Annotated in this window: 21 protein-coding genes and 1 riboswitch; of the genes, 11 read left to right on the forward strand and 10 right to left on the reverse strand. The window is 63.9% G+C overall.

All coding sequences use genetic code 11. From position 1 onward, the window contains the following. Nucleotides 1-3 precede the first annotated feature (3 nt). Together modA and SB659_RS13425 are read right to left on the reverse strand one after the other, a co-directional pair. A complete protein-coding gene (modA, locus tag SB659_RS13420) occupies nt 4-852 on the reverse strand; it encodes a molybdate ABC transporter substrate-binding protein (protein ID WP_410550721.1) in 849 nt (282 codons plus the stop codon). Further along, the gene (locus SB659_RS13425; RefSeq protein ID WP_284978120.1) at nt 849-1,259 is read right to left on the reverse strand and encodes a molybdopterin-binding protein; all 411 of its coding nucleotides are present in this window, start codon (nt 1,257-1,259) and stop codon (nt 849-851) included. The genes modA and SB659_RS13425 overlap by 4 nt, the downstream gene beginning before the upstream one ends. Nucleotides 1,260-1,560: 301 nt before the next feature. Here SB659_RS13425 and SB659_RS13430 point away from each other — a divergent pair, with 301 nt between their 5' ends. Continuing rightward, nucleotides 1,561-2,430: a DUF4031 domain-containing protein gene (locus SB659_RS13430; protein ID WP_410550800.1), complete on the forward strand. Its 870-nt coding sequence runs from the start codon at nt 1,561-1,563 to the stop codon at nt 2,428-2,430. A 16-nt stretch (nt 2,431-2,446) separates the two neighbouring features. Here the strand turns inward: SB659_RS13430 and SB659_RS13435 are convergent, their stop codons facing one another. Then, a complete protein-coding gene (locus SB659_RS13435) occupies nt 2,447-2,848 on the reverse strand; it encodes a YccF domain-containing protein (RefSeq protein WP_284978121.1) in 402 nt (133 codons plus the stop codon). 57 nt (nt 2,849-2,905) lie between these two features. Beyond that, nucleotides 2,906-3,502: a phosphoribosylanthranilate isomerase gene (locus SB659_RS13440; protein ID WP_410550722.1), complete on the reverse strand. Its 597-nt coding sequence runs from the start codon at nt 3,500-3,502 to the stop codon at nt 2,906-2,908. Between the two features lie 106 nt (nt 3,503-3,608). Between SB659_RS13440 and SB659_RS13445 the strand changes: the two genes are divergently transcribed. The 5 genes from SB659_RS13445 to SB659_RS13465 all read left to right on the forward strand — a co-directional run bounded on the left by SB659_RS13445 (nt 3,609) and on the right by SB659_RS13465 (nt 6,932). Further along, entirely contained in the window at nt 3,609-4,259 is a 651-nt protein-coding gene (locus SB659_RS13445) for a HutD family protein (protein ID WP_410550723.1), read from the forward strand. A gap of 57 nt (nt 4,260-4,316) precedes the next feature. Continuing rightward, a riboswitch (guanidine-III (ykkC-III) riboswitch) is annotated at nt 4,317-4,382 on the forward strand. A 9-nt stretch (nt 4,383-4,391) separates the two neighbouring features. Further along, the gene (locus tag SB659_RS13450; protein WP_410550724.1) at nt 4,392-4,706 is read left to right on the forward strand and encodes a DMT family transporter; all 315 of its coding nucleotides are present in this window, start codon (nt 4,392-4,394) and stop codon (nt 4,704-4,706) included. Between the two features lie 2 nt (nt 4,707-4,708). Then, the gene (locus SB659_RS13455) at nt 4,709-5,092 is read left to right on the forward strand and encodes a DMT family transporter (protein ID WP_410550725.1); all 384 of its coding nucleotides are present in this window, start codon (nt 4,709-4,711) and stop codon (nt 5,090-5,092) included. A gap of 180 nt (nt 5,093-5,272) precedes the next feature. Beyond that, complete coding sequence (locus tag SB659_RS13460) at nt 5,273-6,277, forward strand: aldo/keto reductase (RefSeq protein WP_410550726.1); 1,005 nt, start codon at nt 5,273-5,275, stop codon at nt 6,275-6,277. Between the two features lie 4 nt (nt 6,278-6,281). Further along, nucleotides 6,282-6,932 (forward strand): MBL fold metallo-hydrolase, encoded by a 651-nt coding sequence (locus SB659_RS13465; protein WP_410550727.1) that lies wholly within the window; start codon nt 6,282-6,284, stop codon nt 6,930-6,932. A 71-nt stretch (nt 6,933-7,003) separates the two neighbouring features. Here SB659_RS13465 and SB659_RS13470 read toward each other — a convergent pair whose 3' ends face one another. Beyond that, nucleotides 7,004-8,725, reverse strand: a complete 1,722-nt coding sequence (locus tag SB659_RS13470; RefSeq protein WP_284978128.1) for a DEAD/DEAH box helicase — start codon at nt 8,723-8,725, stop codon at nt 7,004-7,006. Nucleotides 8,726-9,220: 495 nt separating this feature from the next. Here SB659_RS13470 and SB659_RS13475 point away from each other — a divergent pair, with 495 nt between their 5' ends. Further along, entirely contained in the window at nt 9,221-9,940 is a 720-nt protein-coding gene (locus SB659_RS13475; protein ID WP_410550728.1) for an SAM-dependent methyltransferase, read from the forward strand. Here SB659_RS13475 and SB659_RS13480 read toward each other — a convergent pair. After that, on the reverse strand, nt 9,937-10,974 hold the full coding sequence (locus SB659_RS13480; protein ID WP_284978130.1) for an Lrp/AsnC family transcriptional regulator: 1,038 nt from the start codon (nt 10,972-10,974) through the stop codon (nt 9,937-9,939). The genes SB659_RS13475 and SB659_RS13480 overlap by 4 nt on opposite strands. 139 nt (nt 10,975-11,113) lie before the next feature. Here SB659_RS13480 and SB659_RS13485 point away from each other — a divergent pair, with 139 nt between their 5' ends. Then, nucleotides 11,114-12,331 carry a M20 metallopeptidase family protein gene (locus SB659_RS13485; protein WP_410550729.1) on the forward strand — a complete coding sequence of 406 codons (1,218 nt, stop codon included), beginning with the start codon at nt 11,114-11,116 and terminating at the stop codon, nt 12,329-12,331. A 32-nt stretch (nt 12,332-12,363) separates the two neighbouring features. Beyond that, nucleotides 12,364-13,656 (forward strand): MFS transporter, encoded by a 1,293-nt coding sequence (locus tag SB659_RS13490; protein WP_410550730.1) that lies wholly within the window; start codon nt 12,364-12,366, stop codon nt 13,654-13,656. 71 nt (nt 13,657-13,727) lie between these two features. Here SB659_RS13490 and SB659_RS13495 read toward each other — a convergent pair whose 3' ends face one another. Beyond that, on the reverse strand, nt 13,728-15,014 hold the full coding sequence (locus tag SB659_RS13495; protein WP_410550731.1) for a CynX/NimT family MFS transporter: 1,287 nt from the start codon (nt 15,012-15,014) through the stop codon (nt 13,728-13,730). Nucleotides 15,015-15,080: 66 nt separating this feature from the next. On the opposite strand from SB659_RS13495, the gene trmB reads away from it, so the two are divergent. Further along, a complete protein-coding gene (gene trmB, locus SB659_RS13500; RefSeq protein ID WP_410550732.1) occupies nt 15,081-15,986 on the forward strand; it encodes a tRNA (guanosine(46)-N7)-methyltransferase TrmB in 906 nt (301 codons plus the stop codon). Nucleotides 15,987-16,011: 25 nt separating this feature from the next. On the opposite strand, the gene SB659_RS13505 is transcribed toward trmB, so the two are convergent. Together SB659_RS13505 and SB659_RS13510 are read right to left on the reverse strand one after the other, a co-directional pair. Beyond that, complete coding sequence (locus SB659_RS13505) at nt 16,012-16,683, reverse strand: anti-sigma factor family protein (RefSeq protein WP_410550733.1); 672 nt, start codon at nt 16,681-16,683, stop codon at nt 16,012-16,014. Then, on the reverse strand, nt 16,680-17,177 hold the full coding sequence (locus SB659_RS13510; RefSeq protein WP_284975163.1) for a sigma-70 family RNA polymerase sigma factor: 498 nt from the start codon (nt 17,175-17,177) through the stop codon (nt 16,680-16,682). The genes SB659_RS13505 and SB659_RS13510 overlap by 4 nt, the downstream gene beginning before the upstream one ends. A gap of 151 nt (nt 17,178-17,328) precedes the next feature. Here SB659_RS13510 and SB659_RS13515 point away from each other — a divergent pair, with 151 nt between their 5' ends. Continuing rightward, the gene (locus SB659_RS13515; RefSeq protein WP_410550734.1) at nt 17,329-17,877 is read left to right on the forward strand and encodes a hypothetical protein; all 549 of its coding nucleotides are present in this window, start codon (nt 17,329-17,331) and stop codon (nt 17,875-17,877) included. 17 nt (nt 17,878-17,894) lie between these two features. Here the strand turns inward: SB659_RS13515 and SB659_RS13520 are convergent, their stop codons facing one another. Then, the gene (locus SB659_RS13520) at nt 17,895-18,740 is read right to left on the reverse strand and encodes a hypothetical protein (protein WP_410550735.1); all 846 of its coding nucleotides are present in this window, start codon (nt 18,738-18,740) and stop codon (nt 17,895-17,897) included. Nucleotides 18,741-18,750: the final 10 nt, after the last annotated feature.

An 18,750-nucleotide genomic window follows, 5' to 3' on the forward strand; every position in this document is an offset into this window, starting at 1 on the left:
TTCCTAGGGTGCCCCAAAACCGGCGTCGCTGAGGACCTTCCGGCCCGTCTCGCCGGTAACCAAGGCGATGAACGCCGCCGCCAGCGCCCTATTCTTGCTGTTGCCCACCGCCGCGATGGGATAGGTGTTCACCGCTTTCGCTGCCTCGGGAAACGGGATTCCCTGGACCTTGCCCCCGTTGGCCTTGACGTCCGTGACGTACACCAGGCCGCCGTCGGCTTCTCCGGAGATGACCTTCCCCAAGACATCGGTGACCGACGATTCCTCGCTCACGGGCTTCAGGTTTGTACCCGTTGACTTCTCGACAGCTGCGGCGGCCGAGCCACAGGGAACTTGCGGGGCACAAACGACCACTTTGACCCCTGGCTTTGCCAGATCCGCAAAGGAAGAGATCGACGCCGGATTGCCGGGTGGGACTGCGATCTCCAGGACGTTGCTGGCGAAGTTGCGGGGGCCGCCGTCGAGCAGTTTCGCGTCTACTAGCTTGGACATGTTCTTGGTGTCCGCGGAGGCGAACACGTCCGCCGGGGCGCCCTGGATGATCTGAGTTGCCAAGTCCGATGATCCGGCAAAGCTAAGAGTGACCTTGGTGCCGGGGTTTTTCGCTTCGAACTCACGGGCCAATTGCGTGAACGGCGCCTTGAGGGAGGCCGCGGCGAACACGGTGATGGGTCCGTCCAGCTGGCTGCCGGCGCTTGATGAGCTGCCGGTGCTGGATGAGGTGCCCGTGCTCGATGAGGTGCCGGTGCTTGATGAGATGCCGGCGGGCGCCCCGCCGCATCCACTGAGGGCGCTGGCCAACCCGCCGGCAACCAGCAGAGCCACCAAATTCCTCTTCAGGTGCGGGATCATATGAGGCTCTTTCCATGCGGTGTCTCGATGATGACAGTGGTCGCCTTGACCACTGCGGTAGCCACGGAGCCGAGTTCCAGGCCGAGCTCGCGGACTGCTTCGCTACTCATCAGTGACACCACACGGAACGGACCGCACTGGAGTTCAACCTGGGCCATGACCTTGTCAGCAGTGATCCCTGTAACGAGCCCGACGAAGCGGTTGCGGGCCGAACTGCCCGTTCGTGCGGGGTCGTCCGGCAGGTGCGACTGGTCGCGGGCGAGTGTGGCAAGTTCCAACCCGTCAACCGCGAGGCGGCCCGCCGCGTCCTTTCGCGCCGTCAGCGTCCCATTCTCCGTCCAACGCCTCACGGTATCGTCACTGACGCCGAGGAAACGGGCGGCCTCAGAAATTCGTATTTGCGGCATGAAATGAGTGTAGTTCCGTAAATGCGGTGATGGGGCAGTTTGGGTTCCGCAAACGCATTGTGACTCACTGCTACCCGGGGCGCAGTTCGCCGGCTGACGTGGCAATGAAAGCAATTCGTAAGCTTTACCCATGGCCCGCCGGGCGGCATGGACGTACGCTGTTCTACTACCGGGTTTCGACGCTCCTTCCCAGTTGCGGTGCGAGTCACGGGCACTGACGCCCGATTTCCGGGACGGCAAGCAGGCGGTAGACGTCCCGATGGCCAGCAACTGGGAAGGATCGCTTGGGTACACTTTCGCCATGGCCATCTACATCGATCCTCCGTTGTGGCCGGCGCACGGAACGGTGTTCTCACACCTCGTTTCAGACAGATCGCTGGCTGAGCTGCACGCTTTCGCCGATGCGGCAGGTGTCCCCGAAAGGGCCTTCGACGGCGATCACTACGACGTGCCGGAACGCCGTTACGACGACCTGGTCCTTGCCGGCGCCATTCCGGTGGAAGCGAGGATCCTGGTCCGCAAACTCATCGCCAGTGGTCTGCGGATTCCGGCGCGCGAACGCAGCAAAGCCCTGACCGTCCCCCTGATGGAACGTTGGAACAGCCTCTTCCCGGATCACGAGGAATTAGGCCTTGAGCTGTTGGAGCGGTGGGGTGAGCAGCACCGGAAATACCACAGCCGCACCCATCTCCTGGCGGTCCTGGAGGCTCTGGACACCCTGACCGAGCCGTCCACACCACCCGCGACTGTTGTCCTGGCCGCATGGTTTCACGACGCCGTTTACGAAGGGGTTGCAGGCCAGGACGAGGAGGAATCAGCCCGGCTCGCCGAGGACCGGCTCGCGCTTGCGGGCTTGCCGCCGGCGGATGTTGCGGAGGTGGCCAGGCTCGTCCGGCTCACCGCCACGCATGCACCTAAGCCGGGAGACGACGCCGGGTCACTCCTGTGCGATGCCGACCTCTCGGTCCTCGGTGGCGACGAGGATTCGTATGCGCGGTACCTTGCCGCCGTTCGCGAAGACTATGCGCACGTCAGCGACGACGACTTCGCCAAGGGGCGTGCCGCCGTCGTGCGCCATTTGCTGGCCTTGGACCCCTTGTTTCACGGTCAACGCGCGCACGCGCTGTGGCATGAGGCAGCGGCTCGGAACCTGGCAGCCGAGCTCGCCTGAACAGTGGGGCCGCGTCCTAGCGGTAGCTGCTAACGAACGGCTGGTTGGTAGGCACGATCTGCTTGCCAAGTGGCATCAGCGAAACCGGGATCAGCTTCAGGTTGGCGATGGCCAGGGGGATGCCGACGATGGTGATGGCCATGGCAAACGCGGTAACCACGTGGCCGACGGCGATCCAGATGCCAGCCACCAGCAGCCAAATGACGTTGCCGAGGAGCGTGAAAACCCCAGTTCCCCCAGGCTTCTCAACCACCATTTGCCCGAAAGGCCAGAGGCAGTAGGCACCGATCCGGAACGAGGCTATGCCCCAAGGAATGGTCACGATGAGCGCGCAGCAGATGATCCCCGCTGCGAAGTAGCCCAAAGCCAACCAGAAGCCACCAAAGACCAGCCAGATGATGTTAAGGAGCGTTTTCATCTCTTCATTCTCCCCCGCAGGTATGACAAAAAGCCGCGGGTTCCCCCTGAGGGTGCGTCAGGCCTTCGCGGCAAGGACGAATGCGCGGATCTTGGCCAGGTCTTTGACTCCACGGGAAGACTCAACGCCAGAGGAAACATCCACGCCCCAGGCGCCCGCGCTCGCTGCCGCGCCGGAGACGTTATCCGGTTCGAGCCCGCCGGCCAGCAACCACTCACGCCCACCGAGACCCTTGGCCTGCACGGACGCGTAGTCCCACGACTCACCAGACCCAGGCACTGCAGCGTCGATCAGGAACACCTCTTCGCCCAGATCCCCGAACTCGTCCTGGGAGGCACCCATGGTGACGGCCCGGATGAGCCGCATGCCGGCGTCGTGCACTGTTGCGACGTCCTCGGAGGTGCGGTGACCGTGCAGCTGGATCCAGTGGAGACCCGCTGCCTGGGCAACGGCAACAGCATCCGCCGCCGACTCATGGCGAAACACTCCCACGGCCCGGACGGAGGAAGGAACTAAGGGAAGCAACGCGCGGACCTGCTCCGGACTCACTTGACGAGCACTCGCGGTGAGGACGAAACCCACGGCGTCCGCACCGGCGTCGACGGCTTCGCGCACGGATTCGGGCGTGCTCAAGCCGCACACTTTGACGAACATCCGCGCCTCCAGGTATTTGCAACTATTTCCGCACACAACTTCCACCTACGACGTTAGCAAGCCGAACCGGCAACGTAGAACCGTTGTCCAGCACTAGGCTGGTCGGATGGAGATCATCCGCTTTGCCGACATCCGCCCCGAACCCTGGCGCAACGGGGGCGGGGTGACTCGCGAACTCGCCCGCCACCCTGCAGCAGCATCGGCACAGGGCGGTTCCGCGCAGGACGGTTCGACACAGGACGGTTCGTGGGATTGGCGCGTCAGCATCGCCGAGGTCTCCAAAGCTGGCGAATTCTCCACGTTTCCGGGCATGGAACGCGTCATCACCATCATCGACGGCGAGTTGCTGCTGCTCACGGTAGACGGCTCTGAACATCCGCTGGAGAAGTACCGGCCATTCCGATTCTCCGGCGATGCGACTTCTGCTTCCAGCCTTCCCACCGGCGACGTCCGCGACCTGAACGTCATCGCCCGGACCGGTGCCTTCAAGGGCTACACGTCCATTGTGGAGATTTCCAAGAAGCGCGCCCACCCCGTTTTCGAGGGCCAGCTGGCAGTCCTGCTCGAGGGAAAAGCTACGGTCGCGCCGGGCACTCTTGGCGGAAACACGCCCGACGGCGGCGCCGCGCCTACCAGCGCAGACGAACCGCTGGAACTGTCCCGTTACGACACCGTGGTTGGTTCCGATACGCGCAGCCCCGAGATTTCCGGCAGGGGATTCATTGCGGTGATTTCGATCGATCCCGTTGACGCGTGAGCTGGTGACCTTCGCCACCGGAACTGGCCACCCTTCACAGGAGTTGCTAGCCTGAAACCAAGGTTTCGCCATGGGACCTCCGGACGACGGTTCAGTACCCGGCACGCGACAAGACTGGCCAAAGGACTTGTCATGCCGTGGTTAATCCTCATTTTTTCGGGAGCGCTTGAGGCCGTCTGGGCCGCAGCCCTGCATCGCTCCAAAGGCTTCCGTCGCCCTCTGCCGTCCGCGGTTTTCCTGGTAGCCGTTGTTGCCAGCACGGGCGGACTCGCCGTCGCCATGCAGAGCATCCCCACCGGCACGGCCTACGCGGTGTGGGTTGGCGTTGGCGTCGTGCTGACGGCAACGTACGCGATGGTCACCAAAGTTGAACGGGCGACGACGGCCCGGCTGCTGCTGCTCGCCGGCATTGGCGCGTGTGTGGTGGGCCTGAAGGTGGTGGCGTAGCAATGGTTATGGCGACAAAGACCACCAAGACGACAAAGAGCACCGCCTCCTGGGCCATCCTCCTGGCATCGGCCATCCTCGAAGCCGTGTGGGCCACAGCTTTGGGCCTCTCCAACGGCTTCACGCAACTCATCCCCACCCTGGTTTTCGCCGTCGCGGCCACTATGAGCATGCTCGGGCTGGGCATCGCCGTGAAGCGGATTCCCCTCGGCACGGCCTACGCCGTATGGGTGGGCATCGGCGCAGCTCTTACCGTGGGCTGGGCAATGATCACAGGCGTGGAATCCGCTAGCCCGCTGAAACTGCTGTTCATCGCGGGCATCGTAGGATGTGCTGCCGGTTTGAAGGCCCTGCCCACCGGGAAGCCTGCCCTGGACAGCGAGTAGCTACCATTCCGTAGCGCTCCGTTTCGATGGCTCGCTGCGCACCAGGCCGTTCGCGCGGCACACCTCGCAGCAAAGCCCCGAATCGGTCGCCACTCCCTAGTCCTGGCCCCCGCCGGAATACCCACAGCGTCCGTGGAGTTCTCCCCTTCAAGAGCACCCAAACGCGCATTGGAGAAGTTCATGACTGCAGTTCAGCTCGGCGACGGCCTCACAGTCAGCCCCCTCGGTTTCGGCGGAATGGCCCTGACCCCGGTGTATGGCGGAATCGACCCCGAAGGCGGCCTCACCACGTTGAGGCACGCCGTGGACGCCGGAATCACGTTCATTGACACCGCAGATATCTATGGGGCAGGCAGCAACGAGGAACTCGTGGGCAGGCTCCTTAAAGGGCGCCGCGACGAGATCCAAGTGGCCACGAAATTCGGAATTGAGGGCAACCCCGCGGACGGATACACAGGAGTCCGCGGGGATGCACCCTATGTCAGGCAGGCAGCGGAAGCGAGCCTCCGCCGTCTGGACACTGACGTTATTGACCTCTACTACATGCACCGCCGCGACCTCCGCGTTCCGATAGTGGAAACCGTGGAGGCCATGGCGGAGCTGGTCCGTGAGGGCAAGGTCCGGCACCTCGGGCTGTCTGAAGTGACAGCCGAGGAACTCAGGCAGGCCAACGCCGTCCATCCCATTGCCGCAGTCCAGAGTGAATGGTCCATCTGGAGCAGGGATGTGGAGCGCAACGTTGTGCCTGCAGCCAAGGAACTTGGCGTCGGGTTCGTGCCGTACTCGCCGCTTGGCCGTGGGTTCCTCACGGGAACCATCAGCGCGAGCGACCTCGGCGAGAATGACTTCCGCCATAGGGTCCCCCGCTTTGGCGACGAGGCACTTGATGCGAACCAGGCCGTGGTGGCCGCGGTTCGCGAGGTAGCCAGCGGGCTGGATGCAACTCCTGCCCAGGTAGCCCTGGCTTGGCTGTTTACCCAAGGTCAGCGCCTCGGGATTCCTGTGGTTCCGATCCCCGGCACGCGAAAAACGCACCGGATCGACGAGAACTTGGGGGCACTGTCCCTGCAACTGGGAACAGCACACTTTGAGGTACTCGACAAAGCCGCGGCCGCCGTCGTGGGTTCACGGTCCGCCGACCCCACCTGGGTCTCGGAAGGCCGCGAAACGGGCAACGTAGGCTGAACAAATGGACTCACTCATTCACTCACTCCGTGACGTCACCATCCGCAGCATCTCTGTCAGCGAGATGAACAACAACGTGTATTTGGTGACCTCGAAGTCCACCGGTATGCAAGTGTTGATCGACGCCGCCGATGACTTTCCAGCCATTCAGCAACTGCTCAAAGATGCCGCTGCCGATACGTCCGCGACGCCGAAGCTGGCCAGGATCGCCACCACCCACCAGCACTGGGACCACGTCCGAGCCCTTGGCGAGCTGGTTGCGGCCACAGGTGCGAGCACTTCAGCAGGAGCGGACGACGCCGATGCGTTGCCGGTTCCGGTGGATGTCCGGCTTGGCCACGGCGACGTTGAGCGGTTCGACGGGTTCGAACTCTTGGCGGTCCACCTGCGTGGACACACCCCGGGCTCGATCGCTTTCGTGTACCAAGACCCGGACGGGCCGGCCCACATTTTCAGTGGCGACTCGTTGTTTCCGGGCGGCGTCGGCAACACACAGAACGATCCTGCACGCTTCACTTCTCTGTTGAACGACGTATCGGAGCGGCTGTTCGACGCTTACCCGGACGAAACCTTGGTGCACCCGGGCCATGGATTGCCCACGACCCTCGGAGCCGAGCGGCCGCACTTGGAAGAGTGGCGCGCCCGAGGCTGGTAACCGTTGTGGGGCCCGTTCTGCAGGGTAATCCTCAGGAAAACCCTGCAGAGCGGGCCTCGCAACGCTAGTACTTAGCGGCTGCGACGCTCGTTCGAGGCGGGAGCCGATGCACGACGCGGGCCGCTACGTGCCGGACGACCTGCACCCGAGCCACCGCGACTCGAGTTGCCCGAACCCGAACCAAAGGATCCGCCGGACGTGGCACCCGTAGCGGAAGACCATACGGCCTTGTTTCCGCCAGTTCGCGTGCTCGTGGTCGATGCCGTGCGCGGAGCCGAAGCTGAACGCTGGCCCGTAGCCGGACGACCACTGCGGGCACCCTGACCCTGCGCGCCGGGAACGTCATTGCGGTGGGTTGCAGCCGACTTGCCGCGGCCACGCGGACTGCGGGCGACGTCGTCGTTCATTGCTGCGCGACGCTCGGCGCGGTTGACGTCAGTGCGAACCGGCTCAGCAGCGACCTTGCCACGTCCGCCGCGGCCACCACGGCCACCGGCAGTGGGTGCAGCCTGGCCACCGGTGCGGCGGGTGCGCTTGCGCTGGGCGTTGGCGCCAGTGGATGTGCCGCCACCTTGCGGGGCTTTCGCTGCAAGGAGTGCTGCACGGGTGCGGGGATCAACCTTGTCCGCGATGTCACCAACGAGCTCGGCGATCAACGGGGAGTTGGCGGTCACGCGCTCAAAGGAAACGTCAACGCCGGCAGCCTTCATGAGCTTCTTGACGTCACTCTGCTGCTCCGGAAGGGTCAACGTGACCACGGTGCCGTCGGAACCTGCGCGGGCCGTGCGGCCGGAGCGGTGCAGGTATGCCTTGTGCTCTGTGGGCGGGTCAACGTGGATGACGAGTTCGACGTCGTCAACGTGCACGCCGCGGGCTGCGACGTCGGTAGCCACCAGGACGCGGACGTCGCCGTTGGAGAACTCGGCAAGGTTGCGGTCGCGGGCGTTCTGCGACAGGTTGCCGTGAAGGTCGACGGCGGGGATGCCGGCGTCCGTGAGGGTCTTGGCAAGCTTGCGGGCGTGGTGCTTGGTCCGCATGAAGAGAACACGGCGGCCGGCGCCGGACGCGAGTTCGACGATGACCTGCTTCTTCACGGTCTGGTCGTTGATCACCAGGACGTGGTGCTCCATGGTGGTCACGGCGGCTTGGGGATCGTCCACCGAGTGCGTCAGCGGGTTGGACAGGTAACGGTTGACCAGCTTGTCAACACCGTTATCCAACGTCGCGGAGAAGAGCATGCGCTGACCCTGGGTGGGGGTCATGTCCATGAGCTTCTTGACTACCGGGAGGAAGCCGAGGTCTGCCATGTGGTCGGCCTCGTCCAGCACGGTGATCTCAACAGCCTCGAGGGTGAGGATGCGCTGGCGGATCAGGTCTTCGAGGCGGCCCGGGCAGGCGATGACGATGTCGACGCCGGCGCGCAGCGCCTTTTCCTGGCGGGCTTGGGAGATGCCACCGTAGATAACCGTGGTGTTCAGGCCCATAGCCTTGGCCAACGGCTCGATGGTGGCGTTGATCTGGGTTGCCAGTTCACGCGTCGGTGCAAGCACGAGGCCCATGGGGCGTCCCGGCTTGCGGAAGTGCTTTGCTTCGCGCTCGGCCAAGCGGGCCACGAGCGGGATAGCGAAAGCAATGGTCTTGCCGGAGCCGGTGCGGCCTCGGCCCAGGACGTCGCGGCCTGCGAGCGTATCCGGAAGGGTCTTCACCTGGATGGGGAATGCCTCTTCGATGCCGTCTGCAGCGAGGGATTCAGCAATGGGCTTGGGTGTGCCAAGGGCAGCAAAAGTAGTCATGTACTAATGTCTTTCGGGCGGTGTCCACATGCGGACATCGGCCCCCGACGCCGGTTGGGCCAGGGGTTCGCCGAGGAAAATTCAGGTGGTCTACCGGTTCGCTTCAGCAGCGGGGGCCGGGACCAAATGGAACGCGTTCATCGACGCAGGATGTGCCTCTCACATGAAAAATGCCCCGCCGCGCAGCCTATTAGGCCACCTGCTTCAGGGCGTCACCGCACATCAAGTAAGTCCAGTCTAGCAGTACCGGGTGCCTGACCCCGCATCGCCGTCGCTGCCCTCCCGTTGCGGGGCCCGCTCTACAGGGTTCCGGGCGCACCAAGCGTGCAGAGTAGGCCCCACAACAGACCCACCCCCGTTGCGGGGCCCGCTCTACAGGGTTCCGGGCGCACCAAGCGTGCAGAGTAGGCCCCACAACGAGTTGGGGGTGGAGGAACCTGCCAAATATGGCTATAGGCGTTGCCCTTCATCCGGGACTCACGGCAGTCTTGGTTCATGACTGAACACACGCACGACGACGGCGATACTTACGTCGGCGGTCTCCGTCCGGGAGGACTCAATCTCCACGAGGACGCAGAGAACGCCGTGGACATGTGGGATGGGATGTACCGGGAACGCCCGAAAGTATGGAGCGGAAACCCGAACCCGCAACTGGTGGCCGAGGCGCGTGACCTGAAGCCGGGCAGGGCACTCGATCTGGGCTGCGGCGAAGGTGCGGACGCCCTCTGGCTCGCCGAGCAAGGTTGGACCGTGACCGCGCTGGACGTGTCCGCCGTCGCGCTTGAACGGGGGGCCGCGCATGCAGCGGAAGCGGGCCATGCTGAACGGATCACCTGGCAGCAACAGGATCTAACCGAGTGGGTGCCCGAGCCTGTCTTTGATTTGGTCTCGGCACAGTTCCTGCACTCGCCCTTGTTGTCTTGGCGCGATTCTCTGGCCTCGGCCGCAGCAGCCGTGGCTCCGGGCGGGACGCTGCTGGTGGTGGGGCACCACCCGCACGGGTTGCCGCCGTGGAGCAGCCACCATCATGACACCGCGGCATTCTTTACGCCGGAGCAGTTGGCGGAAGAACTGCGGCCGGAGGGCGGGCTGCGGCTGCACGAAGGGCCGTGGCGCGTGGACGTCCTGACCAGTCGGGAGCGCACAATGATCGGTCCCGGAGGCGAACCGGCCACCATCCTGGACACGGTCCTGAAGGCCACCAAACGCTGCTAGACGCCGGCGGGCAGCAACTCTCCGTAGGGAGGGACAACCTTTCCCGTTGCGGTCGAGTCGGGATTCAACATCCAGCCGACGCGTTTGGCGGTGTTCAGCATGACCACGCTCTCCACGAGTTGGATGCCGGGGATACGCTGCTGAACGGCCAGCTCCATATCCATGACTTCGGCCAATGAACGCAGCCACATGATCATGGTGAAGTTGGTGCGGCCGGTGGTGGACGCTGAGAACCGCACGTTGCGAACGGCACGCAGCTCGGTGGCTGCTGCCTCGTGCTGGCCTGCAGGAACGTTGGCGAACCACTGCACCGTGACGGGGAAACCGGAGAATTGCTGGGCGATTTCGCAACGGAAGGACAGCATTCGGCTGGCCAGCACCCTCCCAAGTTGGCGTTGAACCGTGGCCGGATTCCTGCCGAGGGCACGCGCTATCTCTGCAGCGGTGACGCGGCCGTCCCGGGCCAGGAAGGGAATGAGCGCGAGGTGGCTCTCGGGCAGCGGGACCACGGTGGCGTCGGGGGCGGAGGGGTTGGCCGACTCGGGACCGGCGAGTGCTCGGAGCGCCTGCTGCTCGGCGCGGGTGAGGACGTTGAGACGCCAAGCGTAGCCGCTGGTGTGGATTCGGGTGCAGAGGGCCGTGTGATATTTGGTGAGTCCCTTGATCGCTTTGAGCCGTGGCAACAAGCTTGTGCTGAGCTGGTCCAGGTCCTGGGTGATGACCGTCAGGGTGAGGTCCCTGTTGCTGGCCGCCTCTTCCACTGTAATGACTTCGGGCAGTTGGGCCACCGCTGCGGTGACCTCCGGCCTGAGGTGCATTTCGCAATCGATGTCCACCATGGCCAGACACATGTCCTTGGGATCTCCCATGAGGTGGGCCGTGGTCCAGGCGGCACCAGAGGAGCGCAATCGGTCCCATCGCGAGGCCAGCGTGGTGGCGTGGACACCCAGGACTTCGCCGGCGTCGGACCAACTGATGCGGGGCGAAATTTGTAAGGCGTTGACCAAACGCAAATCTTCTTCGCTGAGCTCCATCCCTCCATTCTCGCAGGGCGGTGCACGAATCGGGCCACTCAAGAGCAAAAGTGCGTATTTCCAGATGTTTCAGAAATTGTGAAGCAGGTCACCACAGAATGGCATGAGGAACCAAATAGCCAGAGACCAGGAGCACTGCATGTCCATCGCCACCGATGCCAAGGAACTCACGGACGACATCGTCCGTTTCCGCCACGAACTCCACCGCGAACCCGAGATCGGCCTGCAACTGCCCCGCACGCAAGAGAAGGTCCTCAAGGCACTGGACGGACTCCCGTTCGAGATCACCTTGGGCCAGGAGACGACGTCGGTAACAGCAGTGCTGCGCGGTGGCGCGGAGCATTCCTCAGCCGAGAAGCCGGTGGTGTTGCTGCGGGCGGACATGGACGGGCTCCCCGTGCAGGAAAGCACCGGCGTGGACTACACGTCCCGCGTGGACGGTGCCATGCACGCCTGTGGCCACGACCTCCACACCTCCATGCTCGCCGGGGCTGCAACGCTACTCGCCGAACGTCGTGATCAGCTGGCCGGCGACGTCGTCCTCATGTTCCAGCCCGGGGAAGAGGGTTACGACGGCGCCAGCTACATGATCAAGGAAGGCGTCCTGGACGCAGCAGGCAAACGGGCGGACACAGCCTATGGAATGCATGTCTTCTCCTCCATGGAACGGCATGGGCAGTTCGTGACCAAGCCGGGCGTCATGCTCAGCTCCTCCGACGGACTGGTAGTCACGGTGCTGGGCGCCGGCGGCCACGGCTCGGCTCCCCATTCAGCCAAAGACCCGGTGACAGCCGCGGCGGAGATGGTGACCGCCTTGCAAGTCATGGTGACCCGTCAGTTCAACATGTTCGATCCGGTCGTCCTCACCGTTGGCGTGCTGCACGCGGGCACCAAGCGGAACGTCATCCCCGAAACCGCCCGGATCGAAGCCACCATCCGCACCTTCTCAGAGGCGTCCCGGCAGAAGATGATGGACGTAGTACCACGGCTGCTCGAAGGGATCGCCGCAGCCCACGGCTTGGAGGTGGATGTGGATTACCAGGAAGAGTATCCGCTCACCATCAACAGCGAAGATGAGACCGCCACGGCAGCGAAAGTGATCGAGGGGCTGTTCGGGGAATCCCGGCACACCCGGATGGCCACGCCACTTAGCGGCTCCGAGGACTTCTCCCGCGTCCTGGCAGAAGTTCCCGGAACATTCGTGGGCCTGAGCGCCGTCCCCCCGGGCGCCGACCACGCGACGTCGCCCTTCAACCACTCGCCGTACGCAACGTTCGACGACGGCGTCCTCACCGACGGTGCGGCGCTCTATGCCGAACTCGCCGTGTCCCGCATCGCCGCCCTCGCCGGCAACTAACATCCCCAGCCCCGCTTACCTTGGAGAAGCACATGACCGCCACCGTAGGAACGTCCCCCGACGTCAAGGTCCACAAGTCGCATCTGCGCACGCTCGTCGGAACAGGGATCGGCAATGCCGTGGAATGGTACGACTGGGCGATCTACGCCACGTTCTCGCCGTTCATCGCGAGCGCCCTGTTCAGCCAGACCGACCCCACGTCGGCCGTGCTGTCCACGTTGGCGATTTTCGCCGTCGGATTCGTGGCCAGGCCCTTCGGCGGGTTCGTCTTCGGGTGGATCGGAGACCGGGTTGGCCGCAAGACGTCGATGACCATCGCCGTCGCGATCGGCGCCGTGGGCAGCCTGCTGATCGGCATAGCGCCGACATTCCAAGCGGTTGGTGCGTTCGCCTCGGTGATGCTGCTGATCGCACGGCTCATCCAGGGCCTGGCTCACGGTGGTGAGTTGCCGTCGTCGCAAACGTACCTTTCGGAGATGGCACCCAAGGAGCACCGCGGTTTTTGGGCCACGCTGATCTATACGTCCGGCACGGCGGGCATCCTCGCGGGTACTCTGCTCGGTGCGATACTCACCGGTGTGCTCAGCAAGAGCGATATGAACGCCTGGGGTTGGCGGGTGCCGTTCCTGATCGGCGGGGCGCTGGGCATTTACGCCCTGTTCATGCGGGCCAAGATGAAGGAAACCCACGCATTCACAGCTGAGGCTCCCAAGGAGAAGCGGCTGCCGATGTGGCCGCAGATCGTGAAGTACCGCAAGCAGGCGCTGCAAGTGGTCGGTCTGACTGTGGGGCTCACCGTTGTCTACTACATCTGGGGAGTCGTGGCACCGAGCTACGCTGCGTCGTCGTTGAAGATGGACCGCGGTGCAGCACTCTGGGCGGGCGTCATCGGAAACGTGGTGTTCATTGCCGCCCTGCCGTTCTGGGGGAAGCTGTCCGACCGCATTGGCCGCAAGCCCGTGATCATTGCTTCCTCTGCAGGTGCGGCGTTGCTGCACTTCCCCATGACCTGGCTGCTCCAGGATTCGCCGTGGCAGCTGGCCGTGTCCATGTCGGTGATGCTGTTCTTCATCGCAGGCAGCGCCGCGATCGTTCCGGCCGTCTACGCCGAGCTGTTCCCCACCCACATCCGCACCATCGGCGTCGGTGTCCCGTATTCCATCTGCGTCGCCGTGTTCGGCGGTACGGCACCGTACCTGCAGACCTGGCTTGGCAGCGTCGGGCAGGGCTACCTGTTCAACGTCTACGCGGTGATCCTGCTGCTGGTGGGTATTGGGTTTGCCTTCTCCATCGCCGAAACCAAGGGCAAGGACCTCACCCTGTAAGTTCTTGCTGTTGTGAGGCCCGCTCTGCACCCTTCTTTGGAGTTTTAGGGTGCAGAGCGGGCCTGGCAACGTTAAACGAAGCGATCCCGGCCTGCGCGGTAGCCGAAGAACGCACCGAGTGATCCAACCACCAGGAACAGGATTCCGGCGGCCGCAAACCCGCCCGTTGCTTGGTGCAACTGCCCCACCATCAAGGTCCCCGCCGAGCCCACTCCGTACCCGACCCCCTGCATCATCCCGGACAAGTGCGCAGCCGTGTGGGCATCGCGGGTGCGGACCATGATCATGGTGAGGGCGACGGCGGTCAGCGACCCCTGCCCCAACCCATTGAGCCCCGTCCAGACCCAAATGAACTCCGGGGGGCCGAAGATACTGAGGGCAAAACCGCCACCGGTCATCAACGCCACCACGGCATTGATCACCCGCTGGTCCTTGAGCCTGGCAGCCAGGGCCGGGGCGAACAACGAGCCCAGCATCTGCAGCACGATGGACACTGAGACCATCAACCCGGCCGTTCCGCCATCCACCCCACGGTCCCGGAGAATCGGTGCGAGCCAAGCGAAAACGCTGAAAGACATCATCGCCTGGAGGACCATGAAGATGGTCACCTGCCATGCCACGGCCGAACGCCACACGTTAACGCCACCGCCTACAGCCTGATGACGGACGGGATGCTGGCGGACCGCCAGGGGCAGGAACAGCAAAAGCACGACGGCGGCAGGCAGCGCCCAGAACCACAGCGCCGAGGTCCAGTGGCCGGTTGCCGTGAAGATCGGGTACGTGAAGCCCGCACCGAGGGCAGCCGAGGCACAAATCGCTGTGGTGTACAGCCCGCCCATCAAGCCGAGCCGCTGCGGGAAGTCCCGCTTGACCACGCCCGGAAGCAACACATTGCACAACGCGATGGCCGCCCCGCACTCGGCGGTCCCAAGGAGGAGGGCCGGCAAGTGACCCACCCCGGGGAGGTCCAGGGGCCTGACGAGCAACCCGACTGTGAGCACCGCCATGGCTCCCAAAAGCACACGTTCCGCACCGAACCTGCGGGCAAGGACGGGCGCAAGAGGCGCGAAGACCCCGAGCAACGTGACCGGCACCGTGGTGAGCACAACCAGCGACCAGCCCGGCAGGCCGGCGTCGGACATTATCTCCGGAAGCACGGCCGAGAAACTCGAGAAGACCGTCCTGAGGTTCAAGCCGATCAGGACAAGGCAAATACCGAGGTATACCAAGCCCCGTTTACCGTTGAGCCTCGTAGGATCCGCCGCTGGTTCTTCATCGATCTCGGCATCCACGGCGATCTCGGGCCGGATGGATTTCCCGGGGTGCGCAGGGTTCTTCGAGGAAGTCACGCCTCCCATTGTGTCAGCGTGCCCCCTTCCACCCCGTTCCACGTCGGGCACCCGAAGCCAAGTATTCTGGAATGGATGAGTGAAACCCCAGATTCCCCGCGCCCCATCACGCCCGGCAGCCAAGCTTCCTTCGGTACCTACGGTGGCCGGCCTGTCAGCTTTGTGCGTCGAGGCACCCGTTTGCAGGGTCGCAGGCAAGCTGCGTGGGAAGAGCATGCTGAGCGCTGGGCCATCCAGGTCCCCCGGCACGTGGCCAACACCTCGGTGCACCCGGATTACACGTTCGACGCCGAGGCGGTGTTTGGGCGGAAGGCTCCCCTGATCGTGGAGATCGGATCAGGACTGGGCGACGCCGTTGTCCACGCCGCCGAACAGAACCCGGACAAGGACTTCCTCGCCGTGGAGGTCTACACCCCGGGGCTGGCCAACACCATCATCAAGATCAACAGCCGCGGGCTGACCAATGTGCGCGTGGTGGAAGCAAATGCGCCCGAGGTCCTTGAGTCCATGCTCCCGGAAGGCTCAGTCAGTGAACTGTGGGTGTTCTTCCCGGATCCGTGGCACAAGGCCCGCCACCACAAGCGTCGTCTCATTCAGCCTGCCTTCGCAGCCGTTGCTGCCAAGGCCCTCGAAAAGGGCGGGTATTGGCGTATCGCCACCGACTGGTCCAACTACGCGGTCCACGTTCGCGAGGTCCTCGCTGGGTCGCCGGACTTCGAAAACATGCACGACGGCGAGCGCAGCGGCGAGGACAGCCCGCTGACCCAAGTGTGGCAGTCCGGCGTCGAATCCGTGGTGGGTGGGGCGCCCGTCCGCGAGGGCCGGGCTCCTGTCAGCACCGAGCACACCGGGCCGAACGAAGGCGTGGACGAGGAAGGCGGCTGGGCTCCGCGCTTCGAGGGCCGCGTCCGGACCAGCTTTGAGAACAAAGCGCACGAGGCTGGCCGCATGATTTTCGACTTGACCTACCGCAAGATCTAGCCCGAGTTAAGGCACCGAGATCGACTTAGGGCACTGAGATCGACGCCACGGTCTTCTGCGCCTCATCCCGGAGTTCCACGCCAGCAATCCCCGCCAGCTGGACCGGCGTCGCGCCCGTTACCTTGATCCGACCACTCGGCGTGGCAGTCCAGCCGCAGGTAAGCTCCTCGGCGCCGTCACGGCCCTTCACCCAGAGATACAGCGTTCCGGCCAAGGGCATGCTTTTGCCGTCGACGTCGAGTTCGGTGCCCCAGGTCTTCTTCACCATGGCGACGGTGAGTTGCAGACCGTTGCCTGCTTGCACCGAGTAGCTTGCGTCGGGCTTCGGTGGTTGGTTCAGCAACGGGCCGCCGAGGACGCCCGCTGCCAAGCAGGCCGCGGCAACCGCACCCACCAAAGCGGACCACCGGCGTCGTGACTTTTTCCTTTGCGCAGAGAGGTCCACGAGGATGGCCTCCGGGACCATTTCGGCTTCCACGAGGGAAAGCGGCGCGCTGGCGTGGCCGCTGGACGTGAGGGCGATGGCGTCCGCGGCGGGCAGGGCGTCGAGCAACGCCGGCAGGCTTTCGAGGCCTTCCAACTCACCGCGGCATTCGGCGCAATCGGCGAGATGGTCTGTGAACGCCCGCTCTTCTACGGGGTCCAGGCCGCCCAGCAGGTAGGCTCCCAACAATTGGTGGACAGAGTCAACGCTCACCGTTCCACCCCCATTTCGTCAAGGATCGTTCGAAGGGCCTTCACTGCATAGAAGGCCCGGGATTTCACCGTGCCGCTGGGGATGTTCAGCTGTAATGCTGCCTCGGCGACGGTGTACCGCTGATAGTGGAGGGCCACCAGGACCTCCCTGTGTTCGTGGCTGAGCCGCAGCAGGGCCTCCTCCATGAGCACACGGTTCAGGAGTTCGTCCACCCGCTCGGTAGCGGCGTGGTCCGGGAGGTCATGCTCCCCGGTTTCGTGCGGCCGCCTCTGGGATTTGCGGTAGTTGTCGATGATGACGTTGCGGGCCGTCCGGAAGAGGTAGCTGCGCAGGCTGCCGGTGATTTGTGGGGCGTGTTGCCACACTTTGAGGATGGTTTCCTGAACGACGTCGTCCGCCATGTGCGTGTCCGAGGTACAGCTGAGCACGAAGCGTTTCAGCGCTGTCCCGTGATCTCTGTAGATCGCCGCAACCACGTCTTCGTCTAAGGCCATACCCACCTCCGCTGCGATCCCTTCCACCGCTCTTGCCTATAAGACGCAGCCGGTCAGGAAAAGGTTCACCACCCGTGAACCATTCTTCCCCCCTTGGCGTCATAGGGGGTAGTGCCAGCCCATCCCGGCCGGCTCGTCAAAGGAGCAAGAGATGAAAAAGCAACTCAGCCTCGGGTTCAGTGCACTTGTCCTCGCCGCTGCCCTCGCCGGATGCGGAAACAGTTCCGGGACCAGCGCCGGCTCCTCCGCAGCACCACCGGCGTCGTCGAGTTCGGGTTCCAGTTCGAGTTCGGATTCCAGTTCCAGTTCCGCAGCACCGTCCAGTTCCGGGGCCGAACTGAAAGTTGCCTCCTCAAGTGCCGGGCAAATTCTGGTGGACAGCAAAGGCATGAGCCTGTACTTCTTCACCAAGGACGTCAAGGACTCGGGTAAGAGCGCTTGCACCGGAGCCTGCTTGGCCCTGTGGCCGGTATTGACGACGACGTCGGCCACCCCTGCCGTTGACGGGGTCACGGGAACCGTGGGCACCATCGCAACTCCGGACGGCAAGAAGCAAGTGACCCTCAACGGGATGCCCCTGTACTACTACTCCAAGGACAAGGCACCTGGCGATGTCCTCGGACAAGGAGTCGGCAGCGTCTGGTACCTGGTGAGCCCGAGCGGCGAGATGGTCAAGGGTTCGGCGACCTCCGGGTACTGAGCGGCAACGCGGAAGCACTACGCGTCAGCGAACTCGGACTCTTCGAACTCAACGGCGGCGATGATCTCCTTGGTCTCCGGGTGGATCATGAAGGCTTCCTCGTCCTCTTCCACCATGATGTAGTCGCCGTGGTCGGTGGAGAAATGCCAGGCGAGGGTGGTCACGCCGTCGTGGTCGTAGTTCGGGTCACCCATGGTGATCTTTTCCAAGGCGTAGCCAGCCACATCGCACAGTTCGCGGATGATCACCTCGAACTCGGGGGCGCTGGCGAGGGCTTCCTCGTCCGCTTCGGCTTGGCGCTCGGCGAGGTCCGGTATCTGTGCAACCCGTTCGGCGATGTGCGCTTCGATCTCTTCGTCAGTAAGAACCAGAAGCTCGGACTGGCCACGAAGGTAGGCGGCGTTGAGGTCGATGATGTCCTCTTCCTCCAACAGGCCTTCGAACTGACCGTTCAGCTCATCAAGCAGCACGACGGCAGCAACCGGCATCTCCGACTCGTCCAGTTCGCCGTCTAGATAGGCCTCCGCTTCGTCCTCGCTCAGCGCGTCGAAGGCGGCGGCAGTCCGGTTGAACAGGTCCAAGTGCCGCGTTGCGCCCATGCCTTCCAAACCGGCCCTTACGAAAGCATCTACTTCTTCCCGTTCGGGTGCGGTGAAGACGTACTGCGCGAACCCACCGGACAGGGCCTGCGTTAAGTAGAAGTCCACGAAGTAGCTGTTCAGCGCCGCTGGAGCGATTTCGTCACTGTTGAGGAGTTCCTGGTACATCCCGTTCACCACGGTGACGTTGGAGTCCACAACCTCCGCGTTGCCGGCTTCAAGGCTGGCCTTGCTCAGGACGACGGGGTACTGGTTGGTAGTCATGGGAAATCCT

The organism is Arthrobacter sp. SIMBA_036 (assembly GCF_046535135.1).
Taxonomy (GTDB): domain Bacteria; phylum Actinomycetota; class Actinomycetes; order Actinomycetales; family Micrococcaceae; genus Arthrobacter.